The organism is Pseudomonas sp. CH235 (assembly GCF_004368175.1).
Lineage (GTDB): Bacteria > Pseudomonadota > Gammaproteobacteria > Pseudomonadales > Pseudomonadaceae > Aquipseudomonas > Aquipseudomonas paraglycinae.
Genome location: NZ_RRZJ01000025.1, coordinates 17,583 through 44,536 on the forward strand (window position 1 = coordinate 17,583; position 26,954 = coordinate 44,536).

The 26,954-nt window shown below is 61.3% G+C and carries 25 protein-coding genes and 1 pseudogene; 15 read left to right on the forward strand and 11 right to left on the reverse strand.

Translation table 11 applies throughout. The features are described from left to right. The first annotated feature begins 19 nt into the window (after positions 1–19). The 3 genes from paoA to paoC are packed head-to-tail and all read left to right on the forward strand — an operon-like array spanning position 20 to position 3,791. The gene (gene paoA, locus EIY71_RS21815; RefSeq protein ID WP_064600752.1) at positions 20–643 is read left to right on the forward strand and encodes an aldehyde dehydrogenase iron-sulfur subunit PaoA; all 624 of its coding nucleotides are present in this window, start codon (positions 20–22) and stop codon (positions 641–643) included. Beyond that, on the forward strand, positions 640–1,596 hold the full coding sequence (locus EIY71_RS21820; RefSeq protein WP_085748273.1) for a xanthine dehydrogenase family protein subunit M: 957 nt from the start codon (positions 640–642) through the stop codon (positions 1,594–1,596). The genes paoA and EIY71_RS21820 overlap by 4 nt, the downstream gene beginning before the upstream one ends. After that, positions 1,593–3,791, forward strand: coding sequence for an aldehyde oxidoreductase molybdenum-binding subunit PaoC (paoC, locus tag EIY71_RS21825; RefSeq protein ID WP_134023053.1), 2,199 nt, complete (start codon positions 1,593–1,595; stop codon positions 3,789–3,791). The genes EIY71_RS21820 and paoC overlap by 4 nt, the downstream gene beginning before the upstream one ends. A 55-nt stretch (positions 3,792–3,846) precedes the next feature. Here paoC and EIY71_RS21830 read toward each other — a convergent pair whose 3' ends face one another. Continuing rightward, entirely contained in the window at positions 3,847–4,791 is a 945-nt protein-coding gene (locus tag EIY71_RS21830) for an aldo/keto reductase (RefSeq protein WP_178083790.1), read from the reverse strand. Positions 4,792–4,902: 111 nt separating this feature from the next. Between EIY71_RS21830 and EIY71_RS21835 the strand changes: the two genes are divergently transcribed. From EIY71_RS21835 to EIY71_RS21850, 3 genes are all read left to right on the forward strand, one after another. Then, positions 4,903–5,673, forward strand: a complete 771-nt coding sequence (locus tag EIY71_RS21835; protein WP_134023055.1) for an alpha/beta hydrolase — start codon at positions 4,903–4,905, stop codon at positions 5,671–5,673. A gap of 130 nt (positions 5,674–5,803) precedes the next feature. Continuing rightward, positions 5,804–6,670 (forward strand): CAP domain-containing protein, encoded by an 867-nt coding sequence (locus tag EIY71_RS21840; RefSeq protein WP_134023057.1) that lies wholly within the window; start codon positions 5,804–5,806, stop codon positions 6,668–6,670. A 402-nt stretch (positions 6,671–7,072) separates the two neighbouring features. Beyond that, on the forward strand, positions 7,073–7,501 hold the full coding sequence (locus EIY71_RS21850; protein WP_134023059.1) for a nuclear transport factor 2 family protein: 429 nt from the start codon (positions 7,073–7,075) through the stop codon (positions 7,499–7,501). Between the two features lie 67 nt (positions 7,502–7,568). On the opposite strand, the gene mqo is transcribed toward EIY71_RS21850, so the two are convergent. Then, positions 7,569–9,218 (reverse strand): malate dehydrogenase (quinone), encoded by a 1,650-nt coding sequence (gene mqo / locus EIY71_RS21855; RefSeq protein ID WP_064595368.1) that lies wholly within the window; start codon positions 9,216–9,218, stop codon positions 7,569–7,571. Positions 9,219–9,650: 432 nt separating this feature from the next. Between mqo and EIY71_RS21860 the strand changes: the two genes are divergently transcribed. The 3 genes from EIY71_RS21860 (at position 9,651) to EIY71_RS21870 (ending at position 11,972) form a co-directional block, all read left to right on the forward strand. Further along, positions 9,651–10,076, forward strand: a complete 426-nt coding sequence (locus EIY71_RS21860) for a nuclear transport factor 2 family protein (protein WP_134023061.1) — start codon at positions 9,651–9,653, stop codon at positions 10,074–10,076. Between the two features lie 157 nt (positions 10,077–10,233). Continuing rightward, entirely contained in the window at positions 10,234–11,469 is a 1,236-nt protein-coding gene (locus EIY71_RS21865; protein ID WP_134023063.1) for an AAA family ATPase, read from the forward strand. After that, positions 11,466–11,972, forward strand: a complete 507-nt coding sequence (locus EIY71_RS21870) for a hypothetical protein (RefSeq protein ID WP_134023065.1) — start codon at positions 11,466–11,468, stop codon at positions 11,970–11,972. Before EIY71_RS21865 ends, EIY71_RS21870 begins: the two co-directional genes overlap by 4 nt. A 42-nt stretch (positions 11,973–12,014) precedes the next feature. Here the strand turns inward: EIY71_RS21870 and EIY71_RS28970 are convergent, their stop codons facing one another. Continuing rightward, a complete protein-coding gene (locus EIY71_RS28970; RefSeq protein ID WP_371915880.1) occupies positions 12,015–12,878 on the reverse strand; it encodes a methyl-accepting chemotaxis protein in 864 nt (287 codons plus the stop codon). Then, positions 12,870–13,628 (reverse strand): annotated as a pseudogene (locus tag EIY71_RS28975) (MCP four helix bundle domain-containing protein); the annotation flags it as partial. The gene EIY71_RS28970 and the pseudogene EIY71_RS28975, both read right to left, overlap by 9 nt. A 247-nt stretch (positions 13,629–13,875) precedes the next feature. Here EIY71_RS28975 and EIY71_RS21880 point away from each other — a divergent pair. Together EIY71_RS21880 and EIY71_RS21885 are read left to right on the forward strand one after the other, a co-directional pair. Beyond that, entirely contained in the window at positions 13,876–14,190 is a 315-nt protein-coding gene (locus EIY71_RS21880) for a DUF2388 domain-containing protein (protein WP_039770957.1), read from the forward strand. A gap of 117 nt (positions 14,191–14,307) precedes the next feature. After that, entirely contained in the window at positions 14,308–14,712 is a 405-nt protein-coding gene (locus EIY71_RS21885) for a hypothetical protein (protein WP_173892852.1), read from the forward strand. On the opposite strand, the gene ligD is transcribed toward EIY71_RS21885, so the two are convergent. From ligD to EIY71_RS21910, 5 genes are all read right to left on the reverse strand, one after another. Then, entirely contained in the window at positions 14,713–17,259 is a 2,547-nt protein-coding gene (gene ligD / locus EIY71_RS21890) for a DNA ligase D (RefSeq protein WP_134023067.1), read from the reverse strand. It lies immediately after the preceding gene. A 17-nt stretch (positions 17,260–17,276) separates the two neighbouring features. Further along, positions 17,277–18,230, reverse strand: a complete 954-nt coding sequence (locus EIY71_RS21895) for a methyltransferase (protein WP_134023069.1) — start codon at positions 18,228–18,230, stop codon at positions 17,277–17,279. An 11-nt stretch (positions 18,231–18,241) separates the two neighbouring features. Then, the gene (locus tag EIY71_RS21900; protein ID WP_134023071.1) at positions 18,242–19,618 is read right to left on the reverse strand and encodes an iron-containing redox enzyme family protein; all 1,377 of its coding nucleotides are present in this window, start codon (positions 19,616–19,618) and stop codon (positions 18,242–18,244) included. A gap of 168 nt (positions 19,619–19,786) precedes the next feature. Then, positions 19,787–20,512: a tellurite resistance TerB family protein gene (locus tag EIY71_RS21905; protein ID WP_134023073.1), complete on the reverse strand. Its 726-nt coding sequence runs from the start codon at positions 20,510–20,512 to the stop codon at positions 19,787–19,789. Positions 20,513–20,604: 92 nt separating this feature from the next. Continuing rightward, positions 20,605–21,339: a GntR family transcriptional regulator gene (locus EIY71_RS21910; RefSeq protein ID WP_007957169.1), complete on the reverse strand. Its 735-nt coding sequence runs from the start codon at positions 21,337–21,339 to the stop codon at positions 20,605–20,607. Positions 21,340–21,456: 117 nt separating this feature from the next. On the opposite strand from EIY71_RS21910, the gene EIY71_RS21915 reads away from it, so the two are divergent. From EIY71_RS21915 to pcsA, 3 genes are all read left to right on the forward strand, one after another. Beyond that, on the forward strand, positions 21,457–22,812 hold the full coding sequence (locus EIY71_RS21915; RefSeq protein WP_085748258.1) for an adenylosuccinate lyase family protein: 1,356 nt from the start codon (positions 21,457–21,459) through the stop codon (positions 22,810–22,812). Positions 22,813–22,882: 70 nt separating this feature from the next. Then, positions 22,883–24,184 carry a cation:dicarboxylate symporter family transporter gene (locus EIY71_RS21920; RefSeq protein WP_102688473.1) on the forward strand — a complete coding sequence of 434 codons (1,302 nt, stop codon included), beginning with the start codon at positions 22,883–22,885 and terminating at the stop codon, positions 24,182–24,184. Between the two features lie 190 nt (positions 24,185–24,374). After that, a complete protein-coding gene (gene pcsA / locus EIY71_RS21925) occupies positions 24,375–25,097 on the forward strand; it encodes a phosphatidylcholine synthase (RefSeq protein WP_039767868.1) in 723 nt (240 codons plus the stop codon). Between the two features lie 41 nt (positions 25,098–25,138). On the opposite strand, the gene EIY71_RS21930 is transcribed toward pcsA, so the two are convergent. Together EIY71_RS21930 and EIY71_RS21935 are read right to left on the reverse strand one after the other, a co-directional pair. After that, positions 25,139–25,951, reverse strand: a complete 813-nt coding sequence (locus tag EIY71_RS21930; RefSeq protein WP_085748256.1) for a class I SAM-dependent methyltransferase — start codon at positions 25,949–25,951, stop codon at positions 25,139–25,141. 25 nt (positions 25,952–25,976) lie between these two features. Next, positions 25,977–26,249, reverse strand: a complete 273-nt coding sequence (locus EIY71_RS21935) for a DUF4242 domain-containing protein (protein ID WP_007957179.1) — start codon at positions 26,247–26,249, stop codon at positions 25,977–25,979. 230 nt (positions 26,250–26,479) lie between these two features. Here EIY71_RS21935 and EIY71_RS21940 point away from each other — a divergent pair, with 230 nt between their 5' ends. After that, positions 26,480–26,941, forward strand: a complete 462-nt coding sequence (locus EIY71_RS21940; protein ID WP_134023075.1) for a GNAT family N-acetyltransferase — start codon at positions 26,480–26,482, stop codon at positions 26,939–26,941. Positions 26,942–26,954: the final 13 nt, after the last annotated feature.

Sequence of the window (26,954 nt, forward strand, 5' to 3'; positions counted from 1 at the left end):
AATGAACGACCATCCGCCAATGGCGATCTCCCGACGCCGTTTCCTGATTCTCGGTGCCGTGACCGCAACCGCGTTCGCGATGCCCCCTTTCATCAGCCTCAAGGCCTACGCGGCCAGCCTGGAGCAACCGGCCATGGCCAAAGTAACCATCGAAGTCAACGGCAAGCCACAGGCGCTGGAGGTTGATACTCGCACCACCCTGCTCGACGCCCTGCGCGAACACCTGCAGCTGACTGGCAGCAAAAAGGGCTGCGACCACGGCCAGTGCGGCGCCTGCACGGTGATCGTCGATGGCCGGCGAATCAATTCCTGCCTGACCCTGGCGGTAATGCAGGACGGCGCCAAAGTCACCACCATCGAAGGCCTCGGCATGCCGGACCACCTGCACCCGATGCAGGCCGCGTTCATCAAGCATGACGGCTATCAATGCGGCTACTGCACGCCGGGGCAGATCTGCTCGGCGGTCGCCGTGCTCCAGGAAATCCGTGACGGCATCCCCAGCCACGCCAGCGCCAGCCTCACCGAAGCGCCGCAACTGATCGCCAGCGAATTGCAGGAACGCATGAGCGGCAACATCTGCCGATGCGGCGCCTATTCGAACATCATCGAAGCCATCAGCGAAGTCGCGGAGGTGCCAGCATGAGAGCGTTCAACTACAGCCGCGCCGACTCTCCTGCCGCAGCCGCTGCCCAAGCTGCGCAAATCGAGGGCGCCCGCTTTATCGCCGGCGGCACCAATCTGCTGGACTTGATGAAACTCGACATCGAAACACCGCAGCAGCTGATTGACGTCAATCACCTGGGCCTCGACCGGATCGAAGCCACCGACGACGGCGGCTTGCGCATCGGCGCACTGGTGCGCAACACCGATCTGGCCGCCGACAGTCGGGTCCGGAAAGACTACGCGCTGCTCGCTCGCGCCCTGCTTGCCGGCGCATCGGGCCAGTTGCGCAATATGGCGACCACCGCCGGCAATCTGCTCCAGCGCACGCGCTGCCCGTATTTCTATGACACCAATCAGGCCTGCAATAAACGCAATCCCGGCAGTGGCTGCGCGGCGATTGGCGGGGTCAGTCGACAACTCGGCATTATCGGCGTCAGCGACGCCTGCATCGCGACCCATCCGAGTGACATGGCGATTGCGATGCGGGCGCTGGATGCCCAGGTCGAAACGCTCAAAGCCGACGGCAGCACTCGACGCATCGCCATCGCGGACTTCCATCAATTGCCCGGCACCACGCCGAATGTCGAAACCAGTCTGACACCCGGCGAACTGATTACCGCCGTCACCCTGCCCGCGCCAGTGGGCGGCACACATGTCTATCACAAGGTGCGCGACCGCTCGTCGTACGCCTTCGCCCTGGTTTCCGTCGGTCTGATCCTGCAGAAGGATGGCAGCGGTCGCATCGCGGTAGGCGGCATCGCGCCGAAACCCTGGCGAGTCGAAGCGGCGGAAGCGCTGCTGCCCCAAGGCGCGAAGGCCGTCAGTGCGCGCCTGCTCGACGGCGCCACGCCTACTTCTGACAACCAGTTCAAAGTGACATTGGTCGAGCGCACGATTGCCTCGGTGCTGGCCCAAGCGAGGGACGAAGCATGAAATTCGACACGCCCGCCACGACCAACCCGATTGATCAGTTGAACGTCATCGGTAAACCCACCGACCGCATTGAAGGCCCGCTGAAGACCAGCGGCCAGGCGCCTTACGCCTACGAGCAACATGAAGCCGTGAAGAATCAGGCCTACGGCGTAGTGGTCGGTTCGGCCATTGCCAAAGGTCGCATCACCCGCATCGATCTGGAGGCCGCCCGCGCTGCGCCGGGGGTGCTGACCATCGTCACCGCCGCCAATGCCGGCAAGCTCGGCAAAGGCCAATACAACGCCGCGCACCTGCTGGCCGGGCCGCAAGTGCAGCACTATCACCAGGCAGTAGCGCTGGTGGTCGCCGAAACCTTCGAACAGGCGCGGGCTGCCGCGCAGTTGGTCAACGTCGAATACGCGCAAGACAAGGGCCAATTTGATCTGGCCAGCGTGCGCGACCAGGGCGTGGAGCCGAAAGACGATCTGCCGGACGTCAAGCACGGCGATTTCGCCAGCGCCTTCGCCGCCGCGCCCGTGCAGTTCGACCAGACCTACACCACGCCGGATCAATCCCACGCGATGATGGAGCCCCACGCGACCCTCGCCGCCTGGAAAGGCGATCACGTGACGCTCTGGACCTCCAACCAGATGATCGCCTGGAGCGTCGGCGATATCGCCGCCACCCTAGGCCTGCCCAAGGAAAACGTGCGGTTGATCTCGCCGTACATTGGTGGCGGTTTCGGCGGCAAGCTGTTCATTCGCGCCGACGCGATCCTCGCCGCCCTCGGCGCACGCCTGGCGAACCGACCCGTGAAGGTCGCCCTCGCCCGTCCGCAGATCGCCAACAACACTACCCACCGTCCCGCCACGATTCAGCGGATTCGCATGGGAGCGACAGCGGACGGCAAACTCACCGCCATCGCCCATGAAGGCTGGTCGGGCAACCTCGCCGACGGCAAGGTCGAAGTCGCGGCGCAACCGAGTCAATTGCTTTATGCCGCTGAAAATCGCTTGGTGACCATGCGCCTGGCGCCGCTGGATCTGCCGGAAGGCAACGCCATGCGCGCGCCGGGTGAAACGCCGGGGCTGATGGCACTGGAGATCGCCATGGACGAGATGGCGGAACAGCTCAAACTCGATCCGATCCAGTTCCGCATCCTCAACGACACCCAAGTCGATCCGGTGAAAACCGAGCGGCCGTTCTCCCAGCGGCGTCTGATTGAATGCCTGCAAACCGGCGCCGAACGTTTTGGCTGGAATAAGCGCAATGCGACGCCCGGCAGCCGTCGTGAAGGTCGCTGGCTGATCGGCATGGGCGTTGCGGCGGCGATTCGCAACAACCTGCTGGTGAAGTCCGGCGCACGCGTACGGCTGGAGCGCGACGGCAAGATCAGCGTGGAAACCGACATGACGGACATCGGCACCGGCAGCTACACGATCATTGCCCAGACCGCCGCCGAAGTGATGGGCGTGCGTCTCGACGATGTGGTTGTGCATTTGGGCGATTCGAACTTTCCGGTGTCATCCGGCTCCGGCGGCCAGTTCGGCGCCAACTGCTCGACCGCCGGGGTTTACGCGGCGTGCATGAAGCTGCGCGAAGCGGTCGCGACCAAACTGGGCATGAACGCGGGTGAAGCGCAGTTTGTCGATAGCCACGTGCGACTGGGCAGCCAGAACGTGCCGTTACGCGAGGCCGCGCAACATGCCCCGATCGAAGTCGAGGACAGCATCGAATTCGCCGACCTCGCCAAGCAATATCAGCAATCGACCTTCGGCGCGCACTTCGTCGAAGTCGCCGTCGATGCCGCCACCGGCGAAGTCCGCGTGCGGCGCATGCTCGCAGTCTGCGCCGCCGGGCGGATTCTCAATCCGAAATCAGCCCGCAGCCAGGTGATCGGCGCCATGACCATGGGCGTCGGCGCGGCACTGATGGAAGAACTTGCGGTGGACAAGCGCCAGGGCTTTTTCGTCAACCATGACCTGGCGGGCTACGAAGTGCCGGTGCATGCCGACATCCCGCATCAGGAGGTGATCTTCCTCGATGAAACCGACCCGATTTCATCGCCGATGAAAGCCAAGGGGGTCGGTGAACTGGGGATCTGCGGCGTGAGTGCGGCGGTGGCGAATGCGATCTATAACGCCACGGGCGCACGGGTGCGGGAGTACCCGATTACCCTCGACAAGGTTCTGGATGCGTTGCCGTCGATGATCTGAAACCGGTAGCGCACTAGCATGGGGTGCTAGTGCGCTACCACTCCCGGGAAGTTGATTAACTCACCAGCGCAATCAACTGCTGACGCTGCGCATCGGTCAGCATCAACCCGAACCCGGCGCCGGCGTTGTCGGCCATGTACAGCGGATTGCTGGTGCCGGGAATCACGCAGGTTACCGCCGGATGCGCCAGCAGGAATTTCAGCGCCAGTTGCGGCCAGCTCTTCGCCCCCACCTGAGCCGCCCAGCCTGGCAGCGGCTTGCCCTTGAGCCGCGCGAGCAGGTCACCACCACCGAACGGCCGGTTGCAGATCACCGCCACCCCGCGTTCGCGGCACAGCGGCAGGATGCGTTTCTCGACCCCGCGATCATCCAGGGCGTAGTTGATTTGCAGGAAATCCAGCGGCTCGGCCTTGAGCACCGCTTCGACCTCCTCATAGGCCGACGGCGTGTAGTGAGTGATGCCGATGTAGCGGATGCGCCCCTGCTCTTTCCAGTCGCGCAGGGTCGGCAGGTGGGTTTGCCAGTCGAGCAGGTTGTGGATCTGCATCAGGTCGATGCGCTCGGTGCGCAGCAGGCTGAACGACTGCTCCATCTGCGCGATGCCCTCCTCGCGACCACGGGTCCAGACCTTGGTCGCCAGAAACGCCGGCGAGCGCGGTTCGTGGATCGACAGCAATTCACCGGTGGTTTCCTCGGCGCGGCCGTACATGGGGGAGCTGTCGATCAGCGTCCCGCCCTTTTTGAACAGCTCGCCGAGCACCGCCGGCAATTGTTTGTAGACCGGATCGCCGGGAGCGACGTCGAAACCGCGATAAGTGCCCAACCCCACCAGCGGCAGTGGCTCGGAGCTCGAAGGGATGGCGCGGGTCTGCATGGTCTGGGCTCCTGTGGCGTTCGGCAACGAAATGGCGGCCAGCGCCCGGTCAAAGGTGAAAACCGCTGACACCCCGGCTGCCAGTGTCAGCAACCGGCGGCGGGAATATCCCTCAGTGTGGTTCATGCTGGCGCCCTTGCCCTGTGGATCTGTTGCACCTTGTGTTTTGACGCAGCCCGCAAAACCGTTGGACTACACTGCGACAGCCAACCTGCGCGCCCGGTTAAAGTTAGTCGAATGTCCAGAACCCTGTTGTCACTCGTCGCATTGATCGTCGCCGTGTACCTGATCCTGTGCGCGGCGCTGTTCGTTTTTCAGCGGGCGCTGATTTATTTTCCGCAGCCCGCCAGCCTCGATTCACCGGAGTCTCGGTTGACGCTGGCCATGCCCGACGCCGACATCCGCGTGACGGTGCGCGAGCGCGCCGGGCCCAGAGCGCTGATCTATTTCGGCGGCAATGCCGAGGACGTTTCGCACAATCTGCCGGAGTTTTCCGAGGCGTTTCCTGACTATTCGTTGTATTTGCTGCATTACCGGGGTTTTGGTGGCAGCGGCGGTTCGCCCTCCGAAGAAGCGATCGCCGAGGATGCGCTGGCGCTGTTCGATCAGGTCTATGCCAGTCATCCGCAGGTCGCGCTGCTGGGACGCAGCCTCGGTTCCGGTGTCGCGGTGCGTCTGGCCAGCCAACGGCCGGTGGCGCGGCTGATTCTGGTCACGCCCTACAACAGCCTCGAAGAAATCGCCGCCCGCCAATATCCGTGGGTGCCGGTGCAGTGGTTGCTCAAGGATCGTTTCCGGTCCGGCCAGTACGCGGCACATATCCGCGTGCCGACGCTGCTGCTGGCGGCGAGTGATGACGAGGTGATTCCAAGGGCCAGCACCGAGCGCTTGCTGCACAGTTTTCCCGACGGTGTGGCCACGCTCAAAGTGGTGAACGACTCGGCACACAATTCGATTTCCGAACGGCCGCAATATCTGCAATGGATGCAGGATGTGTTGAATCGCTGAGCACTTCGTCGGCAGCCGATGAAACCCGGCGCTGCTTCGTGAACCAAGTGCAAAAAGGCCAGTCCTACCCGCGCCGCGTTCTGCGGTTCACTCACCTTCTGTGTTGTCCTTTTTCAGAGCTTTGCGTCCCATGCGCCACGCCGTTCGTTCGTCTCGCTTCGTTTCGCTGTGCCTGTTGATCCTTTCTCCCCTGCTTTCTCCCTCTGCCCACGCCGGTGCCGAGCGACAACTGGTGGCCGCCATCAACGACTACCGCGCCCATCCGCAACGCTGTGACCGACGCCCCGCCCAACGGCTGGCGCCGCTGACGCTGAAGTCGAGCCTGGCGTTACCGGTCGGTTATGGTTATGGCGGTGGATTGCGCGAACGATTGAAAGATTCCGGATACGCGGCCGTCGCGGTGCGCAGCATCCGGATCGTCGGCGCGCAGGACGCCGAAGAGGCGTTCGATCTGCTGCAAAGCGACTACTGCGGCGCGCTGCTCGACGGTCAATACGCCGACATCGGCATCAGTCGCGCTCGCAGCGAATGGCAAGTGGTGCTGGCCCGGCCGGTGCTCGACAGTCGCGTCGGCGACAACCGCAGCGTCGGCAAGGCCCTGCTGGCCGAGGTCAACGCCGCCCGCGCCCGACCGCGCATGTGCGGTCGCCAGCGCTTCGCCGCCGCCCGCCCCTTGAGCTGGAACCCGGCACTCGGCGCCGCCGCTCAGGGCCACAGCAAGGCCATGGCCTACGGCAACTATTTCGCCCACCGCGACCCGGACGGCGACGGCCCGGCAGATCGCGCCCGGGCGGCCGGTTACCGTGGCCGGCAGATCGGCGAAAACATCGCCGCCGGACAAAGCTCACCGGGCAAAGCCATGGCCGGCTGGCTGGCCAGCCCCGGACACTGCGCCAACCTGATGAACCCAATGTTCACCCAGGTCGGCGCCGGATTTGCCAGTGAGGCGCGCAGTGATGAAGGGGTTTACTGGACGATGCTGTTCGGGGCGCCTTGATCCGGTTCCATCCGAAACCGTCGAAGAGCGCTGCAAGTCGCAACTCGACGGCTGATCGTCAGACCGGAGAAATCGTGGCAAGCACGCCAATCATGATGGTCAACACAAGAAAGCCGCCGAGGAAAATCGCCATCTTAGCCATGAAGGCCTCCTGAATACTCAATGTCCGGCGCACCGGGCGCTCCGGAATGAAGCGCGTCGCGTATGACCGAACGGCAGGGCCATTTTGGGCCCGTGGCTGAGATGGTTACAGATGCAGATTCGACAGGAAAAAGCGGATCAGATGGATCGGGGTGGCGCATGGGTCGACATTCAGATCGGTACAAATGGTTTCCATTGCGCCGCTTTGATCTAGAGTCATGGGCGCCGCGCCAAGAACAACAAAAATACAGGAGTGAAACCATGTCCGACCTGAACCTGCACCCCAACGCCGCCGAGTCCCTGAATCGCTGGCACGAGATGATCCGCACCGGCAATCTCAAGGCCCTGCCCGACCTGCTCGATTCCAAAGCGGTGTTCCGCTCGCCGATGGCGCATACCCCCTACCCCGGTGCCCCGGTGGTGTCGATGATCCTCAACACCGTGTTCGAGGTGTTCGAAGACTTCAAATACCACCGTGAACTGGCGACAGCCGATGGCTTGAATGTGGTGCTGGAGTTCAGCGCCAAAGTCGCCGCAAAAGAGCTCAAAGGCATCGACATGATCCGTTTCGATGAACAAGGCAAGATCGTCGAGTTCGAGGTGATGGTGCGGCCGCTCAGCGGGTTGCAGGCGCTGGGTGAAGAGATGGGACGGCGGCTTGGCGCCTATCTGGCGGCCGCCAAGGCCTGAAATCCGCACACAAAAAAGCCCACTGACCGTCGCCGGTTCAGTGGGCTTCGTGTGTCAGGCGTCTGGATTACAGAGCCATGTCACGTGCAGCGCTTTCTTTCGGAGCCGGAGCTTTTTCAGCCGAGGCGTCCGCCGCTGGAGCTGCAACCTGACCAATCACCGGAGGGGTTGGCAGTTGCAGGATCTTGGCGGTGTAAGCCCACTCTTCAGCCACTTTGGCTGGATCGTTGTTCAGCTGGGTGCCGTAGCTTGGAACGATCTGGTGCAGCTTGGCTTGCCACTCTGGGCTGGCGACTTTGTCTTTGAAGACTTTCTGCAGCACGCTCAGCATGATCGGTGCAGCGGTCGATGCGCCTGGGGATGCGCCCAGCAGACCGGCGATGGAGCCGTCCTTGGAAGCAACGATTTCGGTGCCCAGTTTCAGCACGCCGCCAGCGGCTTCATCACGCTTGATGATTTGCACGCGCTGGCCGGCTTGCCACAGGCGCCAGTCTTCGGCTTTGGCGTTCGGGAAGTATTCCTTCAGCGCGTTCAGACGGTCTTCATCCGACAGCATCAGTTGACCGGCCAGGTACTCGACCAGCGGGTATTCCTTGATGCCGACCCGGGTCATAGGCCAGATGTTGTGGGTGGTGGTGCTGGTCAGCAGGTCCAGGTACGAACCTTCCTTCAGGAACTTGGTGCTGAAGGTCGCGAACGGGCCAAACAGGATGACGCGCTTGCCGTCCAGAACACGGGTGTCCAGGTGCGGAACGGACATCGGAGGCGCGCCAACCGAAGCTTTACCGTAGGCCTTGGCCAGGTGCTGCTCGGCGATGGCCGGGTTATCGGTCACCAGGAACGAGCCGCCTACCGGGAAGCCAGCGTATTCCTTGGCTTCTTCGATACCGGATTTCTGCAGCAGGTGCAGTGCACCGCCGCCGGCGCCGATGAACACGAACTTGGCGTCGGTTTCAGTCTTGGTGCCGTCTTTCAGGTTCTTGTAGCTGACGCGCCAGGTGCCATCGGCATTCTTGGTGATGTCCTGTACTTCGCTGGACAGCTTCAAGTTGAAGTTAGGCTTGGTCTGCAGGTAACCGGCGAACTGGCGGGTGATTTCGCCGAAGTTCATGTCGGTACCCAGCGGGCTCCAGGTGGCCGCGATTTTCTGGTTCGGGTCACGCCCTTCCATCATCAGCGGAACCCACTTCTTGATCACAGCCGGGTCTTCGGAGTACTGCATGCCGGCGAACAGCGGGCTCGCTTGCAGGGCTTCGTAGCGCTTTTTCAGGAACTTGATGTTGTCATCGCCCCACACGAAGCTCATGTGCGGAGTGGTGTTGATGAACGAACGAGGGTCCTTCAGGACGCCTTGACGAACCTGCCAGGCCCAGAACTGACGGGAGACCTGGAACGCTTCGTTGATCTCGACGGCTTTCGGGATGGTGACATTGCCCTTGTCGTCTTCCGGGGTGTAATTCAGCTCGGCAAGTGCCGAGTGACCGGTACCGGCGTTGTTCCAGCCGTTGGAGCTTTCCAGGGCGACGCCGTCGAGGCGCTCGACCATTTCCATCGACCAGGTAGGTTCCAGCTCATTGATCCACACACCGAGGGTGGTGCTCATGATGCCGCCGCCGATCAGCAGGACGTCGACTTTCTTTGCTTCTTCGGCATTGGCGGAAGACATCCCCATCGCCAAAGCCAGCCCCAGCAAGGCTGTGTTCACTTTCTTAAACATCTGTTGCACCTATGATAAAACGCCTTCCGCCCGCCGCTGTTGTACGTATGAGGTCCCCTCTTTCGCGACACTCAGGCCAGCGTCGCGGGTTCCGGCACACTTCAATTTTGACGGGTGGGCACACAAGACCGACAGGCAGTGTCGACCTCAGTTATATGTCCCTTCTGAACTGACTTCTTATCATTATTGGCTTCAGCTACTTGAGCGACAGGGGTTCTGTCTGGCCCGCCGAAAAGCGCGCCAGACTGAATTAGGTCAAACCAAGTGGGGCGAAGAATATCACGTCATGGCAAACCCGCGCGTCTGTTCGCGACCGGATAGTTTTCGATTGGTTCCTCAAGCGCTTTCTTACGCCGATGAATTCCTGCTAAGTTGTACGACGACTGACAAATATCCAGTCGATCTCATCACCTACAACAACAAGGAATACCCATGAACAAAACCAGATTGCTGCTCGTTCTCGCCTGCCTCTTCAGTGGTTACGTCGCCGCCGCCCCGGCGGAACAGGACGTCGCCCAGGCCGTCGATCACCTGACCCAGGCGATGCTGCACAAGGACATCGCCGAACTGAACGCCCTGACCGCCGACAACCTCACCTACGGCCACTCCAGCGGCAAAATCCAGGACAAGAAAGCCTTCATTGCCGATATCGAAACCGGCAAGAGCGCGTTCAAGACCCTGGAGATGCAGAACCAGACCATCACCCTGTCCGGGGACACCGCGCTGGTACGCCATCATTTTTCAGCACAGGCCCTCAGAGGCACCGAGGTCGTGCCGACAGAAATCGAGAACTTCCAGATCTGGCAGAAGCTGGCTGGCAAGTGGTTGCTGGTGGGGCGTCAGGCGTACAAGTTCTGACTGAAGCAGAAGGCTCTGTCGAGTACCTCGTCAGAGCTCTCTCCCTGGCAGCAATTCCCCTACCTGTCCATTGGCTCCAATTTGCTCCTGCCGTTTGTCCCCTGCCCTGATATGCTGCATCGCTAAACCGCACAAGCTCGTCCTAATGGAGTGATCAATGACCCGACTACGCGTCAAGCATTTCGGCCCTATCCGCGATGGTGTTAAGAACAATGGCTGGATAGAGTTCAAACGCGTGACGGTTTTCGTCGGTAATCAGGGCTCCGGGAAGAGCACGCTGGCCAAGCTTTACTCGACATTCTCCTGGATAGAGAAGTCGTTGGTGCGGGGTGATTACGATAAGAAATGGTTTGAACGAAAGAACAAATTCATCAAACCGTATTTGACCTATCACAGGCTGGAACACTACCTCTCCGATGCAACAGAGATCGAATACGAGGGCGAGGCCTACTCGATTTTTTTCATTAGAGGACAGCTGCATGTCACTGAATCAAAAGGTAGTAGCTACTATCTACCTCAGATCATGTACGTGCCTGCCGAGCGCAATTTCATCTCCTATGTCAGACACCCCCGCGAGCTGAAACTGTCCTCTGACTCTCTGAAGGAATTCCTGACCGAATTCGACGCAGCCAAAGCCAATATGAAAGGCACGTTGCTTCTGCCTATCAACCAGGCAGAGCTCGAATATGACAAGCTCAACGATATCCTCAATATTCGTGAATCCGACTACAAACTCAGGTTGGCAGACGCCTCCAGTGGCTTTCAGTCTGCCGTGCCATTGCATCTGGTAAGCCACTACCTGTCCAACGCGGTTCAAGAGCGTAGCGAAGAGCGGCAGGAAACCATGAGCGCCGATGAGCTGGATCGCTTCAGGAAAGAGGTTAAAGAGATCTTTGCCATTGATTCGCTGACAGAAGAACAAAGGCGCATTGCTCTCTCCACGCTGTCCTCCAGATTCAACAAGTCAGCGTTTATCAACATTGTCGAAGAGCCTGAGCAGAACCTTTATCCCCAGTCACAATGGAGCGTTTTGCAGAGTCTTCTGCAATTCAACCAAGGTCGGGGCAATCGCCTGGTGCTGACAACCCACAGCCCATACATAGTGAATTACCTGACCATTTCGGTACAGGGCAAGCACCTGCAGGACAGTATTCTTCAGAAAAAGCAGGATAAGGAACTACTCCCTAAACTCGCCTCCGTTATTCCTTTGCACGCCTTGCTAGACGCCGACGAGTTGGCGATATACCAAGCTGATGAAAAAACTGGGTCTATCACGAAACTGCCTATGATTGATGGCATACCTTCCGATGACAATTTTCTGAACAGATCCTTGCAAGAAGGCAATGATTTGTTTGACGCGCTCCTCGATATCGAGGAGGAGCTTAAAGGGTGAATTTTCTTGATATCCGCTGCCAGACAGGCCCGTTTACTGATGCCGAATTTGGACTACGCGACGATCAAGAGCGCCCCCTTGCTTATGTCGACTTAGACAATCCGAAAGAATGGGTAGCCACGGTATTGAACCCGCTCCAAAGACCGATCGTATTTACCGCGATTGACAAATGCGTGATCAGAGACGGCGAGGAAAAAGGTCGGGATCGGTGTGACTGCATGCTGAGGACTGATGACGCTCTGTACTTGGTTGAGTTGAAAGACCGAGATGGAGGGGGTTGGCAAGGCCAAGGGGTCAAACAATTGGAATCGACCATCGAGTTTTTGATAGCTGCGCACGGCGAGCACTTCTTGGCCAACTACCATCCCAAAATAGCCTACGTCTGCAACAAAAAGTCACCCTTTGTTAAACCAGAACTCAACGCGAAGAATCGCTTCAAGAAGCATAACTTCAGACTGAAGGTTGAGGCGACCATCAATGTGCGGCGAAAAGCGGATCAGTGATCCGCTAGCTCAGTCCATATTGAGCAGATATTCGCATTCCCCTCACAACCGAAACCGATCCACCGACTGCGCCAGCCGCCCCGCCAGACTCGACAGCTCATCCGTGGTATTGGCCGTCTGACCGATCACCTTGCTGTTGCCCTCCGACATCCCCGCGATCATCTCCACCTGATGGGCAATCTCGTTGCTCGCCTGGCTCTGTTCGCCGATGGTGCGGGTGATGTCGTTGACCAGTTGCGTGGTGCTGAGGGTGGCGTCGAGGATTTCGCGGATGGCGCGCTCGACGTCGGCGGTGACCGCCATGCCTTTGTCGACCTGGGCGACGCCGGCCTCCATGCTGCTGACGGCCTCGCGGGTGCTGTTCTGGATGCGTGCGACCATCGCGGCGATTTCCTGGGTCGAGGCGCTGGTGCGCGCAGCGAGGCTGCGCACCTCATCGGCCACCACCGCAAAGCCCCTGCCTTGCTCGCCCGCCCGGGCTGCCTCGATGGCCGCGTTGAGCGCCAGCAGGTTGGTCTGGTCGGCGATGCTCTTGATCACCTGAATGATGTTGAAGATGCCCTCGGATTCCTGATCGAGGGTGCGGATCACCTGCGCCGATTGCTGGGCGGAACGGGCGATGTCGTCCATGTCGCTGACCACCTGATGGATCACCTGCCCGCCGTTTTTCGCCAGTGACTCGGCCTGGCTGGCCATGTTCAAAGCACGCTCGGCGTGACGGGTGATTTCCTCGATGCTGGCGGTCATCTGGCTCGCGGCGGCAGCCATGGTGCCGGCGGCGGTGCTTTGCTGCTGGCTGCTGTCGGCCACCTGATGGCAGCCGTGGCTCAGTTGTTCGCTCATGCCGCTGACGCCATGGGCGTTGCGTCGCACCACGTCGATCATGTCTCGCAGGTCGCGCTGCATGGTGGCCAACGTGCGGATCAGCGCACTGGCTTCGTCCTTGCCTGACGGTTCGGCGATCGGTTCGCTGAGGTTGCCGTGGGCGATGCTTTCGGCGATGCGGCTGGCGGATTTCAGCGGACCCATGATGCTCAGCATCACCCAGCGACCCTGGGCCAACAGCAGCAACAGACTGGCGATCAGAACGATGCCGAGCGCGACATTGGCGTTGTGGATCGCCGCCTCGGTGCCTTCGCTGGTCTGCCGGGTATTGGTTTCGATCAGCTCGCTGAGAGCGGCCATCTGTTCTTCGAGCTGGCTGAACGCGGTATTGAAGGTCCCCAGTTGTTGCTGGGCGCTGTCCGGATTTTCCAGCGCAAGACCGACGATCTGCTCGCCGGCGCTGATGTAGGTGTCGAGGCTTGGCTTGATCTGCTCGAGCGCGGACTTGATCGTCGGGTTCACCGGAAGCTTGAGGTTTTCACCCAGCACTTCGCGAAAATGCGCCGCATGCTCTTCGACCGAACTGCGCACCTCGTCCGCCGAACTGGTGCTTTTGCCCAGCCCCACCAGCATCGCCGAATACACGTCCGCGCGCAGGGCGTCGTGCATCATGTCGGCTTCCATGTGGTTGCGCAGCGCGCTCATGCTGACCGCGTTGTCACTGACCGCCGAAGCCATCCGCTGATTGCCGACATAACTGACCAGGCTCACGATCAGCGCCGTCAGCAGGCTGGTCGCAATCAGCAACACCAAACGCAGTTTGATCGACACCGTGATTTCCTCCCAGGTCGCGCCACGCGGCGCCGTTCAACGCTTCAGTTAAGCCTATTTCCATGAACACGCTGCGTTAGAGCGTCTCAGCGTGTTTCGTTACATCCAGTAAAAATGCCGCACTGTGCGACGGTTCTCATGCCGCCCCCAACCGGCTGAGCCGACTTACGGAACTCCCGTGCCCGCCGACACCTCTCACATTATGTGGTACTTCCTTTTCGCTTTACGCTGCTGGAGGAACACCGTCATGCGTCGTTTACTACTGGTTTCGTCTCTTATGCTGTGCCTGCCTTTCGGTTCGGCTTTCGCCCGCGTGGATGCGGGGGATGTCGCCACTTCGGCCGGCGTTTCCGCCTCGCTGTATTCCACGTTCAAGGATCACAAAATGGTGATTCCGGCCCGTGACGACTTGTCGGCATTCGTCGCCAGCGGCGGAACGATCCGTGGCGTGTACCTGGAATCGGTACTGCAGCAGGTGCGTCAGGACAATCCCGGCCTGAACGCCAGCGATGAAGAGCTGGCCAACGCCATCCTGGTTCACTACGAAGGTCTGTCGCAGTAACCACGGCACGTTCGATGATGATGGTGGCTGACGGACTTGCCACCGTTACGCCCTGCCGATGGACGGCTGGCGAACGACCATGGGCAAAACCGTCGAACGGCCTCTATGATGGAGGCCATGACGATTTCCGCCTCACTCCGCTCCCCTTGCCCGCCGGGTCTGTGCATCTGCGGGCGTGATCCGCTGCTGGATACGCCCGGCGCGGATGTGCGCATCCTGTTGCTGACTCGCGAGGAAGAAAAGCGTCTGCTCGAGCGTCTGGAAAACCTCAAAGACCTCGCCGACCTCCAGCGGCTGCAAGGCAAGATGTTCGATCAGCTCGGGATTCGCGTGCTGATCGCACCGAAGTTCGGTGAAGTGCGGACTGTGCGAGGCGGCATCGAAATCGAGGTCGAAGAGCTTCCTGGACTCTGCCGCAAAACCCGCAAAACCATCCCCGCCGCCATCCGCCGTGGTCTGGAAAAAAACCCGCAAGTCGCCTTCGATCTGCTCAACGCTCACGACTTGCTGCGCGGCACCTGATCATTTCTTCATGCCCACCCGCTTGCGCATCTCGGCCGTGATGCTTTGCCGGGTTTTCTTCAGATCCGCCCAAGGTTCATCCCCCACTTCCGCCAGCCGTTCGTGAACATTGCGCACGTTCCATTGATCGGCACCTTTGATCTCGCCGACCTCCTCCCGAAACAGCGGCACCGACACCGGCAACCCTTCGCGGGTACGCGCTGCGTAGGCGCAAATGGTGGTGGCGCCCAGGCCGTTGCGCAGGTAATCGATGAAGATCCGCCCTACGCGATTTTTCGGCCCGGACACCGCAGAAAAGCGCTCCGGCAACAATTTCGCCATGTGCGTGACGATGGCGTGGCTGAAATCCTTGATCTCGTCCCAGCCATGCTTGCGGGTCAGCGGCACCACCAGATGAATGCCCTTGCCGCCGCTGGTCTTGAGAAACGCCTTGAGGCCCAACTCGTCCAGCACGGTCAGGGTCAGCGCCGTGGCTTCGACCATGCTTTTCCAGGGCAGCGCCGGATCCGGGTCGAGGTCGAGGACAAAGCGGTCGGGCTTGTCCAGATCGGTGGTGGTAGCGTTCCAGGTGTGCAGTTCGACCGTGCTCATCTGCACCGCGCCGATCAAGGCTTCGGCGTTGTTGATCAGCATCACCGGCTGGCCGGTCAGCTCCTTGTCGAGCGTGCGGATGCCGGGGATCGCCAGGTTCTCGGCGTTCTTCTGGAAGAACAGCTCACCGGCGATGCCGTCCGGCGCACGTACCAGCGCCACGGGGCGGTCCTTGAGCTGCGGCAGAATCCATTCGGCGACGCTGGCGTAATACTCGGCCAGCTGCATTTTGGTGGTGCCACTGCTGGCGTCGATCACCCGGTCGGGGTGAGTGATCCGCACCTTGCCGTCGGCCAGATCGGTTTGGGACGGCGCGGTAGATTGAGCCTTTAAAGTCTTCATCGGTTTGGCGCGCTCCTCGGTGATGTCCTTGGCCGGTTTGTCCTCGCGCAGGCCATGGAACACGGCGTGGCGCACCGAGCCGTCCTGGGTCATTTCGGCAAACGCCACTTCCGCCAGCAGACTAGGCTTGAGCCAGTGCACACCCTTGGCCTCGAACCCCGTGGGCGGGTTGGCCACCGCCGGTTTCTTCACCCGCAACCGTTTGAGCTGCGCGAGGATGCTCTTGAGGGTGGTTTCATTGAATCCCGTGCCGACCTTGCCGGCGTACCGCAACTCGCCGCTGTCACGATCATGCAGACCCAGCAGCAACGCGCCGAACGAACTGCGCGCGCCTTTCGGATCGGTGTAGCCGACGATCACGAATTCCTGGCGATGCTTGCACTTGAGCTTGATCCAGTCGCTGCTGCGGCGCGACACGTAAGGCGAGCCGAGGCGTTTACCGATCAAGCCTTCCATGCGCATCTGGCAGGCGCTGTTGAGCAACGCCTGCGGGGTTTCGTCGAACGCTTCGGAGAAACGCAGCAGCGGGTCTTGATGGGTTTTCAGAACAGTGGCCAGCGCTGCGCGCCGTTCCTCCACCGGCACCTCGCGCAGGTCGACACCGTTCAGATACGGCAGATCAAACAAGTAATAGACGATGTTTTCGCTGCGTCCCGAATCGAACGCGTTTTGCAGGGCTTGAAAGTCCGGCACTCCGTCTGCGTCGGCGACGACCATCTCACCATCCAGCCACGCCGACTCCAGGCCCAGCGTCGCCAGGGCTTGCGCCTGTTTCGGCAATTTGTGCGTCCAGTCATGGCCATTGCGGGTGAACAACTGCACCTCGTCCTGATCGATACGCGCCATGATCCGATAGCCGTCGAACTTGATCTCGTATTGCCAATCCCCTTCCGGCGCACTCTCCACCAGGGTGGCCAGTTGCGGTTTGAGTTGCGCGGGAATCCTGGCCTTGTGCGCCCCGGCAAGTTTGCCCGAAGCCGGCTTGCGCGGCGCTTTCGACGAAGCCTTCAGCGGCTTGACCTGCTTCGCACTGAGGCTGGGTTTGTCGACGATCGTGCGTTCACTGAGCACGCTGTCGGGCTCGGCGACCAGCACGTCGTAATCGCTTTGCGGGCGCGCGGCGCTGTCCTGATGCTTGATCAGAAACCACTGCTCTTTTTTGCCTGGCATGTGGGTGCGCACCAGATTCCACACCCCGGCGAGCTTCTCGCCTTGCAGTTCGAATTTGAGCTTGCCCTTGGCGTAGGCTTTCTCCGGGTCTTCCAGCGGAATCCACACGCCGCGATCCCAGACGATCACATCGCCGGCACCGTAATGCCCTTCGGGAATGCTGCCCTCGAACGTCGCGTAATCCAGCGGGTGATCCTCGACGTGCACCGCCAGCCGCTTGACCTTGGGATCCAGCGACGGGCCCTTGGGCACCGCCCAGCTCTTGAGCGCGCCGTCGAGTTCCAGGCGAAAGTCATAGTGCAGGTGCGAGGCGTCGTGCTTTTGAATGCAGAATTGCAGGGCGTGGTCGCCGGCGGATTTCTTGCCCCGACGTCGTTCAGCTGCCGGTTCAGAGGTCGCCGAAAAGTCGCGCTTCCGGTTGTAGTCGTCGAGATTCCTGCTCATCCTGCACCTGCCTTGTTTCAGCCTGTTCGAGTCACCGTCAGCGCGACCACGGCGATCCGGTCGACGCGCTGATAGCCGGGGTTCAACAACTCTTCGCCGAACACATCGGGATCGAGTTCGCGGTAGGTCCAGCCGAAGCGCTTTTCATCCAGCCGTGGCACTACGGTATCGAGGAAGGGATCGCGGCCATCAACCATCGCCACACCGGTATAAAGCACCAGCGAGCCGCCGAGAGTCAGGCGATTGAGCGCCTGTTCGACGATCCGCAACGACAGCCCCGCACCCAGCGTCCCGCCACCGTGGCGGTAAGCTCGCCCGGCCGGATCGGCCATGTAGGGCGGGTTGGCGACGATCAGGTCGAATTCGCCGTCGACGCCCTGCAATACATCACTGGCGCGCACTTCGACATTGGCTACTTCGGCCAACGCCGCGTTGATCGTGGTCAGGCGCAATGCGGCGGGGTTGATATCCACCGCCAGCACTTGCGCTTCTCGCCGGGCACGGCCGATCAGGATCGCGCCGACTCCGGCGCCACAACCGATGTCCACCGCACGGTGGATGGGCGCAAAGTTCTGCTGCAAATGACTGTGGATCAGTTGAGCAAAGCGATAGGTGTCCGGGCCGAAGAACACTGAGTCGGCGGCATCGGTGGGGAATCCGGAATGCACGAAAAGCAAGTCATCCACGCTCGACCAGCGCACCCGGCTCTTTAAGCGCCCGTCGAACTCATCGATCACCTTGGCGTCCTGCAATTGCCGTTGTTCATCGGCGGACAGAAGGCCCGGTTCGAACGGGCGCGACCATCCGAACACATCCCGCAGGCAATCGGCTGGTTGTCCTTCGTCACGCTGGTTGACCCGTTGATGGGTCAGCGGCGTCGGGGTGATGAAACGATAGCCGTCGGCCTGCAAGCGCCGCCCCAGTTGCAGCAGCACGAGGTCGTTGGCGGACAGTTGTTCTTCCTGATTCATTGATGACTTCCTTAACGCAGGCCGGATTTGAGTTGGATGAAACGGCGAGTGGCGAGCAGCCCGGCCGGATGTGCATGGCGTGCCGGCGCAAGCCAAGGGATCAACGTTGCGATTTGGCTGTGAGCGTCCTGCCCTTGCAGCGCCGCACTGAGGCGCTGCACATCAGGGTCCTGTTCGGGCACCTCGATCGGCGCAGGGACCGAGGGGCGGCGGCGGAACGCGACGGGTTTGTCCGCAGAAGTCCAGTTTCCGGCAATCCAGTCGTGCACCAGTTGTTTTTCATAGGCGCTGAACACGCCGAACATCGCCGCACCATCGCCATCGATCAATTGCCAGAAGCGGCTGCCCTGCGGATTTTCGTTGCGCTTGATCCAGCCTTTGTCCTGCATGGCCTGCAAGAATCCGGACAGCTGCTGCGGATCGGCCAGCCACTGATTAACGGTCTTGCCTTCAAAGCGGCAATAGTCGGAGTGCATGTGTTGGGCGAACGGACACTTGCGTTCAAGCATCGCCAACAGTTCGCGCTCCAGATCGAACTCCTCGATGATTGCGCGACTGCCCTGTCCCAGGTCATTAAGCCGATAGCCCAGCGAGACCCGGCGCAGGAAATCGCTGCGATCGGCTTCCAGAGGCAACAGATCAAGAACGGCCTGAACGGCTTTTTGCGCATGGCCGGTGCTGGCGTTGTCGATGGTCACGTGCAGGGTGAAATAGTAGGGATCGATCCCCAACTCACTGAGCTCGTAACTGCTGATCAACAGGTGCAAGGGCAGCTGTTCGTAACCAAGGTTGTAACCGATCACCTCCGGGAGAAAATCCATGCCGCCGGCACCCAGGGCCAATTGCAGCGCGCCTTGCAGGTAGCGTTCGTCGGGCAGAGGACTGCTGGGCTCGAGGCCTTGTTCGGCGAGCAGTTGACGGTAGATCACGACGTGATTCTGCGCCGGATTGCCATCGCCCAGCTCTTCCAGATAGGTGCTGAGCAGGCTGCTGAAGCGCGGATCGCGCCACTGTCCCAGCAGACCATAGAGCCAGGCGCCATCAACCAGCTTGGTCGGCGCCACCGCTTGCAGGAAATACAGCGCATGAGCCTTGCAACTGAAGAACTGCGGTGCGCCTCCAGCCTTGCGTTGTTGCAAGTAGTCGGCATATTGCCGGGCAACATCGGCACAGTGCTCTGCCACCCAGGCATGCCACTGCGCGGGCTCCGATGGCAACTCATCCTTCAACCGAGCGGCTTGCAGCAGTTGATCTTCCAGAAAGGCGCGCGCCAGCGGCTGCGGATGTTCGTCGGATAAAAGCGCTTCATGGATACGCCGCAACTCACCCGAAGAGTCGAGCGGTCGCGATTGGGCGGGGGCAGCTTGCAGGTGAGTCAGGACAGTCATGGCAATATTCTCGATCAATTGGCAGGACGCTCAGTCACTCGCCTCTAATGCAGCAGAGAGGCGGCGCCTGCCGAAAATTCAATCGACGTTAAATTTGCCCGGACGGACGGAGCCCCCGACACGTTCCTGGTTTGAACAGACGCGGTCGAAGGCTGCGAGGTTTTGCTGTCAGGCCGTACCCTTGGCCTGCTGCTCCAGGTGAACCTGCAACTCGGGGTCGATCTGCAACGCCGCCGCCAGTTCATCCAGATAATTGCGCTCGGCGTCCTGCTGATCGTCCACCAGCATCACGCTGGCCAGATACATTTCGGCGGCCATGGCCGGATCGTTCTGCGCCGCCTGAGCCACTTCGGTGGGGTCCAGCGGCTTGGCGACTTCATCGTCGAGCCATTGCTGCAGGTTCGGGTCATCGATGTGCTTGCCGATTTCGCTGCTGATCAGGTGTTTTTCCGACTCATCGATCCGCCCGTCAGCCTTGGCCGCCGCGATCAATGCACGCAGAACGGCGTGGCTGTGTTCTTCGACTTGCGGGCCGGACAACAGGTCCGCAGTTTGCGGGGTTTGCTGCGGCGCGGCGGACGCCTGGCTGCGTTGCCAGGCCTGATACGCCTGGAAAGCCATCATGCCCAGCGAGGCCAGCGCCGCGTAGTTGGTGCCGCCGGACCGACGCTGCGTACCGCCCCCCAGCGCCCCGCCACCGCCGAGCAATCCGCCAAGCAGCCCACCCAGGCCACCCAGCCCTCCGGCGGGAGAACCGCCGCCACTGCCGCCGCCCAGCAGACCGCCGAGCAACCCGCCAAGCCCACCCGCTCCCCCGCCGGTCGACGCGCCACCTGGTTGTCCCGCCGAGGCTTGGCCTCGCAGCAGTTGTTCAAGCAGATCACTGGTGTTCATGACGTCGTCCTCAGGCAAAGGGGTATGACTGCGTCAGGCAACGATAGTCCTCTTGATGCGATGTGCCAGCACCGTTGGGCTGACGCCGGGCATCAACCCGGACTCTTTTCCCGGCGCATCTGTGTCACCAGTGTGAAGCGGTCTTCGGGGTGCGTGGTTTCCGATACCACCATCAGCGCGCCGTCCTCGTCACGGTACTGGCGAATGATGTTCAGCCCCGGCGACCCGGCTTCGGCGTTGAGGCTTTTGGCGATCTCCGGACTCAGCAACACCGCGCGCACCTGTTGGTCGACCACGTCGATGTGCCGGCCGAAATGGCGCTCGATCAGCGCGGCGATCAGTTCGTCCGGATGCTGTTCGGCCAGCTCGATGACTTCGGCGTAGGTTTCCTGCGCGTAGACATCGGTCCAGCACAGCGGCGCCCGCCGGTTCTGTTCGTCGACGCGAATGCTCGACACGCAAAAATAATGCTCCCCCGGCTCCATGCCCAGGCGTCGGGCCTGGGCGATGTCGGCGACAAAACGGGAGACGTTCTGAATGCTGCGCATCTGGGTTTCCGCCAGGTGCACCAGGTCGGACACCGAGGCCAGCGACTGCGAGTACCCGCCCTTCGGCGAGACAGACTCGACGCGGGTTCCGACCCGCTTGCGCCGCGAGACCAGCCCCTGATTCTGCAACTGCGTAATGGCCGCCCGCACGGTGTGCCGGCTCACGTCGTACAGCTCGCACAGTTCGAACTCGGTCGGCAGCAGCGATCCGAGCGGATAGCGACCGCTGGAGATGCCCTCCATCAAGTCTTTTGCAACGACCGCATAGCGCGTGTTCATACCTTTCATCAGTCCCGATGGTTAAGCGAGTTGACAGTGTATCAGCGAGGGCGCAAGAATTATGTACGGACATAATAAATATGTCCGATCAATAACAAACATATTCAGGATTCCCTCATGTCCAGCACTGTCTTCGACTCCGCCCTGTTCCGCGACATGTTCGGCACCGCCGAGATGCGCAGCGTGTTTTCCGACCAAGCCCTGATCGAACGCTACATTGAAGTGGAAGTCGCCCTGGCCCGGGCCGAAGCGCGCTGCGGCGTGATCCCGGCGGCTGCCGCCGAACAGATTGCCGAGCTGGCAACCTATGCCTCGCTCGATCTGGCGCTGATGCAGCACGAGACCGAAATCGTCGGTTACCCGATCCTGCCGCTGGTGGAGCAGCTGTCGAAAACCTGCGGTGAAGCCGGCCGTTACGTGCACTGGGGCGCGACCACCCAGGACATCATGGACACTGCCGTCGTCCTGCAAGTCCGCGCTGCGCTGGCCATCGTCGAGCGCGACATTCAAGCGGTGCGCGGTTTGCTCGCCGACCTTGCCAAGCACTATCGCGACACGCCAATGGCCGGCCGCACGCATTTGCAGCACGCGCTGCCAATCACTTTCGGCTATAAGTGCGCGGTGTGGCTGAGCATGTTCGACCGCCACGCCGAACGTCTGGTGGAGCTGCGTCCACGGGTGGAAATCGGTCAGTTTGCCGGCGCGGCGGGCACCCTCGCCTCCCTTGGCGACAAAGGTCTGGAAGTGCAGGAAGCGCTGATGGCTGAACTGGGTCTGGGCGTGCCGCAAGCCACCTGGCACGTCGCCCGCGATGGTCTGGCGGAAACCCTGAACTTCCTCGGTCTGGTCACCGGCTCGCTGGGCAAGATTGCCCTCGACGTCATGATGATGATGACCAGCGAACTGGGTGAAGTTTACGAACCGTTCGTCAAGGGCCGTGGCGCTAGCAGCACCATGCCGCAAAAGCGCAATCCGATTTCCTGCGAGCTGATGTATGCCGCTGCCAAAGGCGTGCGCCAGCAGGCGGGTCTGATGCTTGACGCAATGATTCAGGACTTCGAGCGCTCCACCGGTCCATGGCAAGCCGAATGGATCGCCATCCCGGAAGCCTTTGCCCTCAGCGCTGCCTCGCTGGGTCAGGCGAAGTTCATGCTCGCCGGCCTTGAAGTGCGCACCGAGCGCATGCGCAAAAACCTCGACATGACCCAGGGCCTGATCGTCGCCGAAGCCGTAATGATGGGGCTGGCGCCAGCACTCGGTCGTCAGGTTGCGCATGACGTGGTCTATGCCGCCTGCCGCATGGCCAACGATCAGGGCACCAGCCTGCTCGACGCGCTGCTGGCCCAGGGTGAGGCCACCGCGCAACTGGATGTCGAGGAACTCAAGCGCCTGACCGATCCGGCCAACTACCTGGGCCTTGCGCCGCAGATGGTCGACATCGCCCTGGCACGTGAGGGTTCGGTCAAACGCTGATCCTCACCGGGCTCGCCGCGCGCGAGCCCTCTGCCCATCGCTCGCCAATAACAACAACGAGACCGCAGACATGACCACCCCCGACAAAAAACCGCTGTACAAGGACCTGACCTTTCAGGTAATCGCCGCCATGCTGCTGGGGATTGCCTTCGGCTTCCTCGCGCCGGAACTGGCGGCCAGCTTCAAGATTCTCGGCGACATCTTCCTCAAGCTGATCAAGACCGCCGTCGCCCCGCTGGTGTTTTTCACCGTGGTCCACGGCATCGCCTCGGCGGGCGACATCAAACGCGTGGGCAAAGTCGGCCTGCGTGCGTTGATCTACTTTGAAGTGGTATCGACCATCGCCCTGGCCATCGGCCTGCTCTGGGGCAACCTGCTGAACATCGGCTCCGGCATGCACGACGCTCACCCGAGCAGCGCCACTGCCGCAGCCGCCAGTGCCGCCGTCGCCAAGGGCCATGCCCCGGCGTCGACCCTGGACTTCATCTACGGGATTTTCCCGGACAACTTCGTCGGCGCCTTCGCCGGCGGCCAATTGCTGCAAGTGCTGGTGATTTCGGTGCTGTTCGGCTTCGCCCTGCTGGCGTTGAAACCGGAACGCCGCAGCGTGATCGAGGATAGTCTGAGTCGGGTCTCGGAGTGCTTCTTCGAGTTCATCAACCTGATCATGAAGTTCGCTCCGCTCGGCGCGTTCGGTTCGGTGGCGTACGCGGTTGGCAGCAACGGCTCGGCGGTGCTGATGTCGCTGGCCAATCTGGTGCTGATGTTCTACGTCGGCGTGGCGTTTTTCATCTTTGTCGTACTGGGTGCGGTCTGCCGTATTTCCGGATTCAGCCTGTGGCGGTTCCTCAAGTACATCAAGGATGAGATTTTCATCGTGCTCGGCACCGCTTCATCGGAAAGCGCCCTGCCGCGCCTGCTGCAAAAACTCGAGAAGTTCGGTTGCTCGAAACAGAGCGTCGGTCTGGTGCTGCCCACCGGTTATGCCTTCAATCTCGACGGCACGTCCATTTACATGTCGCTGTGCGTGCTGTTCATCGCCAATGCCTACGGTGTGCCGATGAGCTGGGAGCAACAACTGGGCACCATCGCGATCATGCTGGTCACCTCCAAAGGCGCGGCGGCGGTGTCCGGTGGCAGCTTCGTGGTGTTCGCAGCAACCGTCACGGCGATTGGCGTCCTGCCGGTGGAAGGTCTGGCGCTGCTGTTCGGCGTCTACCGCTTCATGTCGATGGCCATTGCCACCTGCAACACCATCGGCAATAGCGTGGCAACCGTGGTGGTGTCGAAGTGGTCGGGGGAGTTCACCGAGCAGACCGCCAAGGCTGAATACAGCCGGGTGTTCGGCCGCAGTCCGGAAGCCGCGCTCTGACGGTTACCGATGTCACATAAAAATGCCCCGGCCCTGCCGGGGTATTTTTTTCAGGGCCAGCTAATCTTCAAGAATGGGTGAACCTTGACCCGGCCCGACCGGTCGATAACTGCAACCCCGACCCGGTTGGTCGCCGCCCTTGCTGCCCAAGGGCTTACGCGGCTTGCTGCACTTTCTGGAGAACGCCTTCGTGATATCGACCGTCCACATCGCCAGGCTCAAGGCCTGGGGCGCCCATGGTTTCACCGCGACCGGCGTGGTCACCGCCTTCCTGGCCACCCTTGCCCTGCTGGAAAACCAGCCGATCCACTGCCTGATGTGGCTGGGCGTGGCGCTGATCGTCGACGGCCTCGACGGGGCGCTGGCGCGCAAGGTCAACGTGCAGTCGGTGCTGCCGAGCTTCGACGGATCGATCCTCGATCTGGTGATCGACTACCTGACCTACGTGTTCATCCCGGCGCTGTTCATCTATCGCTACATTCCCCTGCCCGACTACACCTTGCTGCTGACCGTGTCGCTGATTCTGGTGTCGTCGCTGTTCTGCTTCTGCAACGTCAACATGAAGAGCAAGGACAACTACTTCGTCGGCTTTCCCGCCGCGTGGAACGTGGTTGCGTTGTGCCTGTACATCATCGATCCGGGGCCGTGGCTCACCTTCCTGACGGTGATTGGCCTGGCGCTGCTGACCGTGACCCGGATGAAATTCCTGCACCCGTTCCGGGTGCGCCGGTTCATGCCGATCAACATTGCGGTGACGGCGATCTGGTTGCTGTGCAGCCTGTCGCTGGTGCTGAACCACCCGGTGATCAACCCGCTGGTGATGGGCCTGTGGCTGCTGGCGTCGGCGTACTTTCTCGGCATCTGCATCTGGCGCACGGCGCTGGAGTGGTTCGACAGTGCGCATCTGAAATAGAAACTCCTGTGGGAGCGAGCCGGCTCGCTCCCACAATGGCTTCAGCGTTTGGTGATGACTACCTCCAGATACTCACTCGGCACCACCATCGATTCCGACCCCGCCCGATTCAACCCATCAATCAGTAGCGTCAGATCCGTCTCCAGCGCCTGCCCGCTCTCGGGCGGCAACGCCGCGAATGCCTTGTGTACCGGGCCGTACCAGTGGCGAAACACATCAATGAAATGCGCCGCCGAGCGATAGCGGAAGTTGAAGTGGCGTCGAGTCACCTGCAACTGAAACTGGCGATCGTCGAAATGCGAATGCAGCCAGGCTTCCGCGCCCCAGTTCGAGGGCGGTTGCGCAACGGGTGGCGGTGGCAGGTAGCGACCGAGGGTCTTGAACATCTGGCCGACGAAGCCTTCCGGGGTCCAGTTAGCCAGGCCGATCCGTCCGCCACGGCGACAGACCCGACCCAGTTCCTTGGCCGCTTTCGCCTGATCCGGGGCGAACATCACGCCGAAGGTCGACAGCACCGCGTCGAAACTGGAATCGGCAAACGGCAGCGCTTCGGCATCGGCGACCTGAAAGGTCACCTCCAGATGCTCGGCGCGCGCCCGGTCCTGGCCGCGCTCCAGCAACGCCGCAACGTAGTCGGTGGACGTCACCAGACAACCACGGCGTGCCGCCGCCAGCGTGGCATTGCCGTTGCCGGCGGCAACGTCCAGTACTTCTTCATCGCAGCGCAGGTCGCAGGCCTCGGCGAGGGTTTCGCCGACGATCTGCAAGGTGGTGCCGATCACGGCGTAGTCGCCACTGGCCCAGGCGACTTTCTGGCGTTCCTTCAGGGCAGTGAGATCAATGGGGGTACTCATGAATGGGGGCTCCACGGCAGAGGGGTCAATCGGCGGTCGTCGGATCGATGATGCTCGTCACCCGGGACACGCTGTTGGCCGGAAATCCCCCACGCTTGGCGTGTTCGCGCACCAGCTCTTCGTTGGGTGCGATGTACACGCAATAGATCTTGTCGGCAGTCACATAACTCTGCAGCCACTGCACCTCTGGCCCGAGTTCACGCAGCACGTTGCAGGACGTTTGCGATACGGCCTTGAGTTCTTGCTCCGATAGCTTTCCGGCTCCTGGAATCTCGCGTTCAATCACGAACTTCGGCATGGCAACCTCGCTTTCTTTTTATGGATGTCAGAGCCGTTGGCGGCCCTGCTCGCCCACTATCGCGCGGGCGCTGTCCGGCGTCCCTGCCAATCGTCCGGAGAGCCCGTAAAACCGGGCGTTGGCCGATGAGTGGCGGGATTTTGTAAAGCCCCCGAAACACTGTCGGGGGGTTGCCAACGCGCCGGCTGATCGGCTCTCATGCAGACCCTCCCCCGAAACGGAATTCGATCATGTCCTTGCGCTTCGAATGGCTCGCCGATCACATGCAACACAGCGACACTTACGCGGCATGGATCCACCGCCAGTTTCACTACGAATATGCCGAGCAGCCCCTGGCCGAATGGCAGCGCGAATTTGCCGAGGGCCAGACCAATGGCGACTGGCGCTGCCTGATTGCGCTGGACGGGGATCGACTGCTGGGCGGTGCGGCACTGGCCCGGGCGGACCTGGCCCTTCGACCGGATCTGGGGCCGTGGCTGGCCTGTGTGCTGGTGAGCCCCGAATCACGCGGCCAGGGGCTGGCTGAAAGACTGATCGAGGGAATCGCGGAAGAAGCGAAACGCCGGGGTCTGCCGCGTTTCTACCTGCACACCCAGAGCAAGCAGGGCTACTACGCCAAACGCGGCTGGACGGTGCTGGAGCGTTTTCACGCCTGGGGCAACGAACAATGGCTCATGGTGCGCGACCTGTGAGCCATTGAGTTTC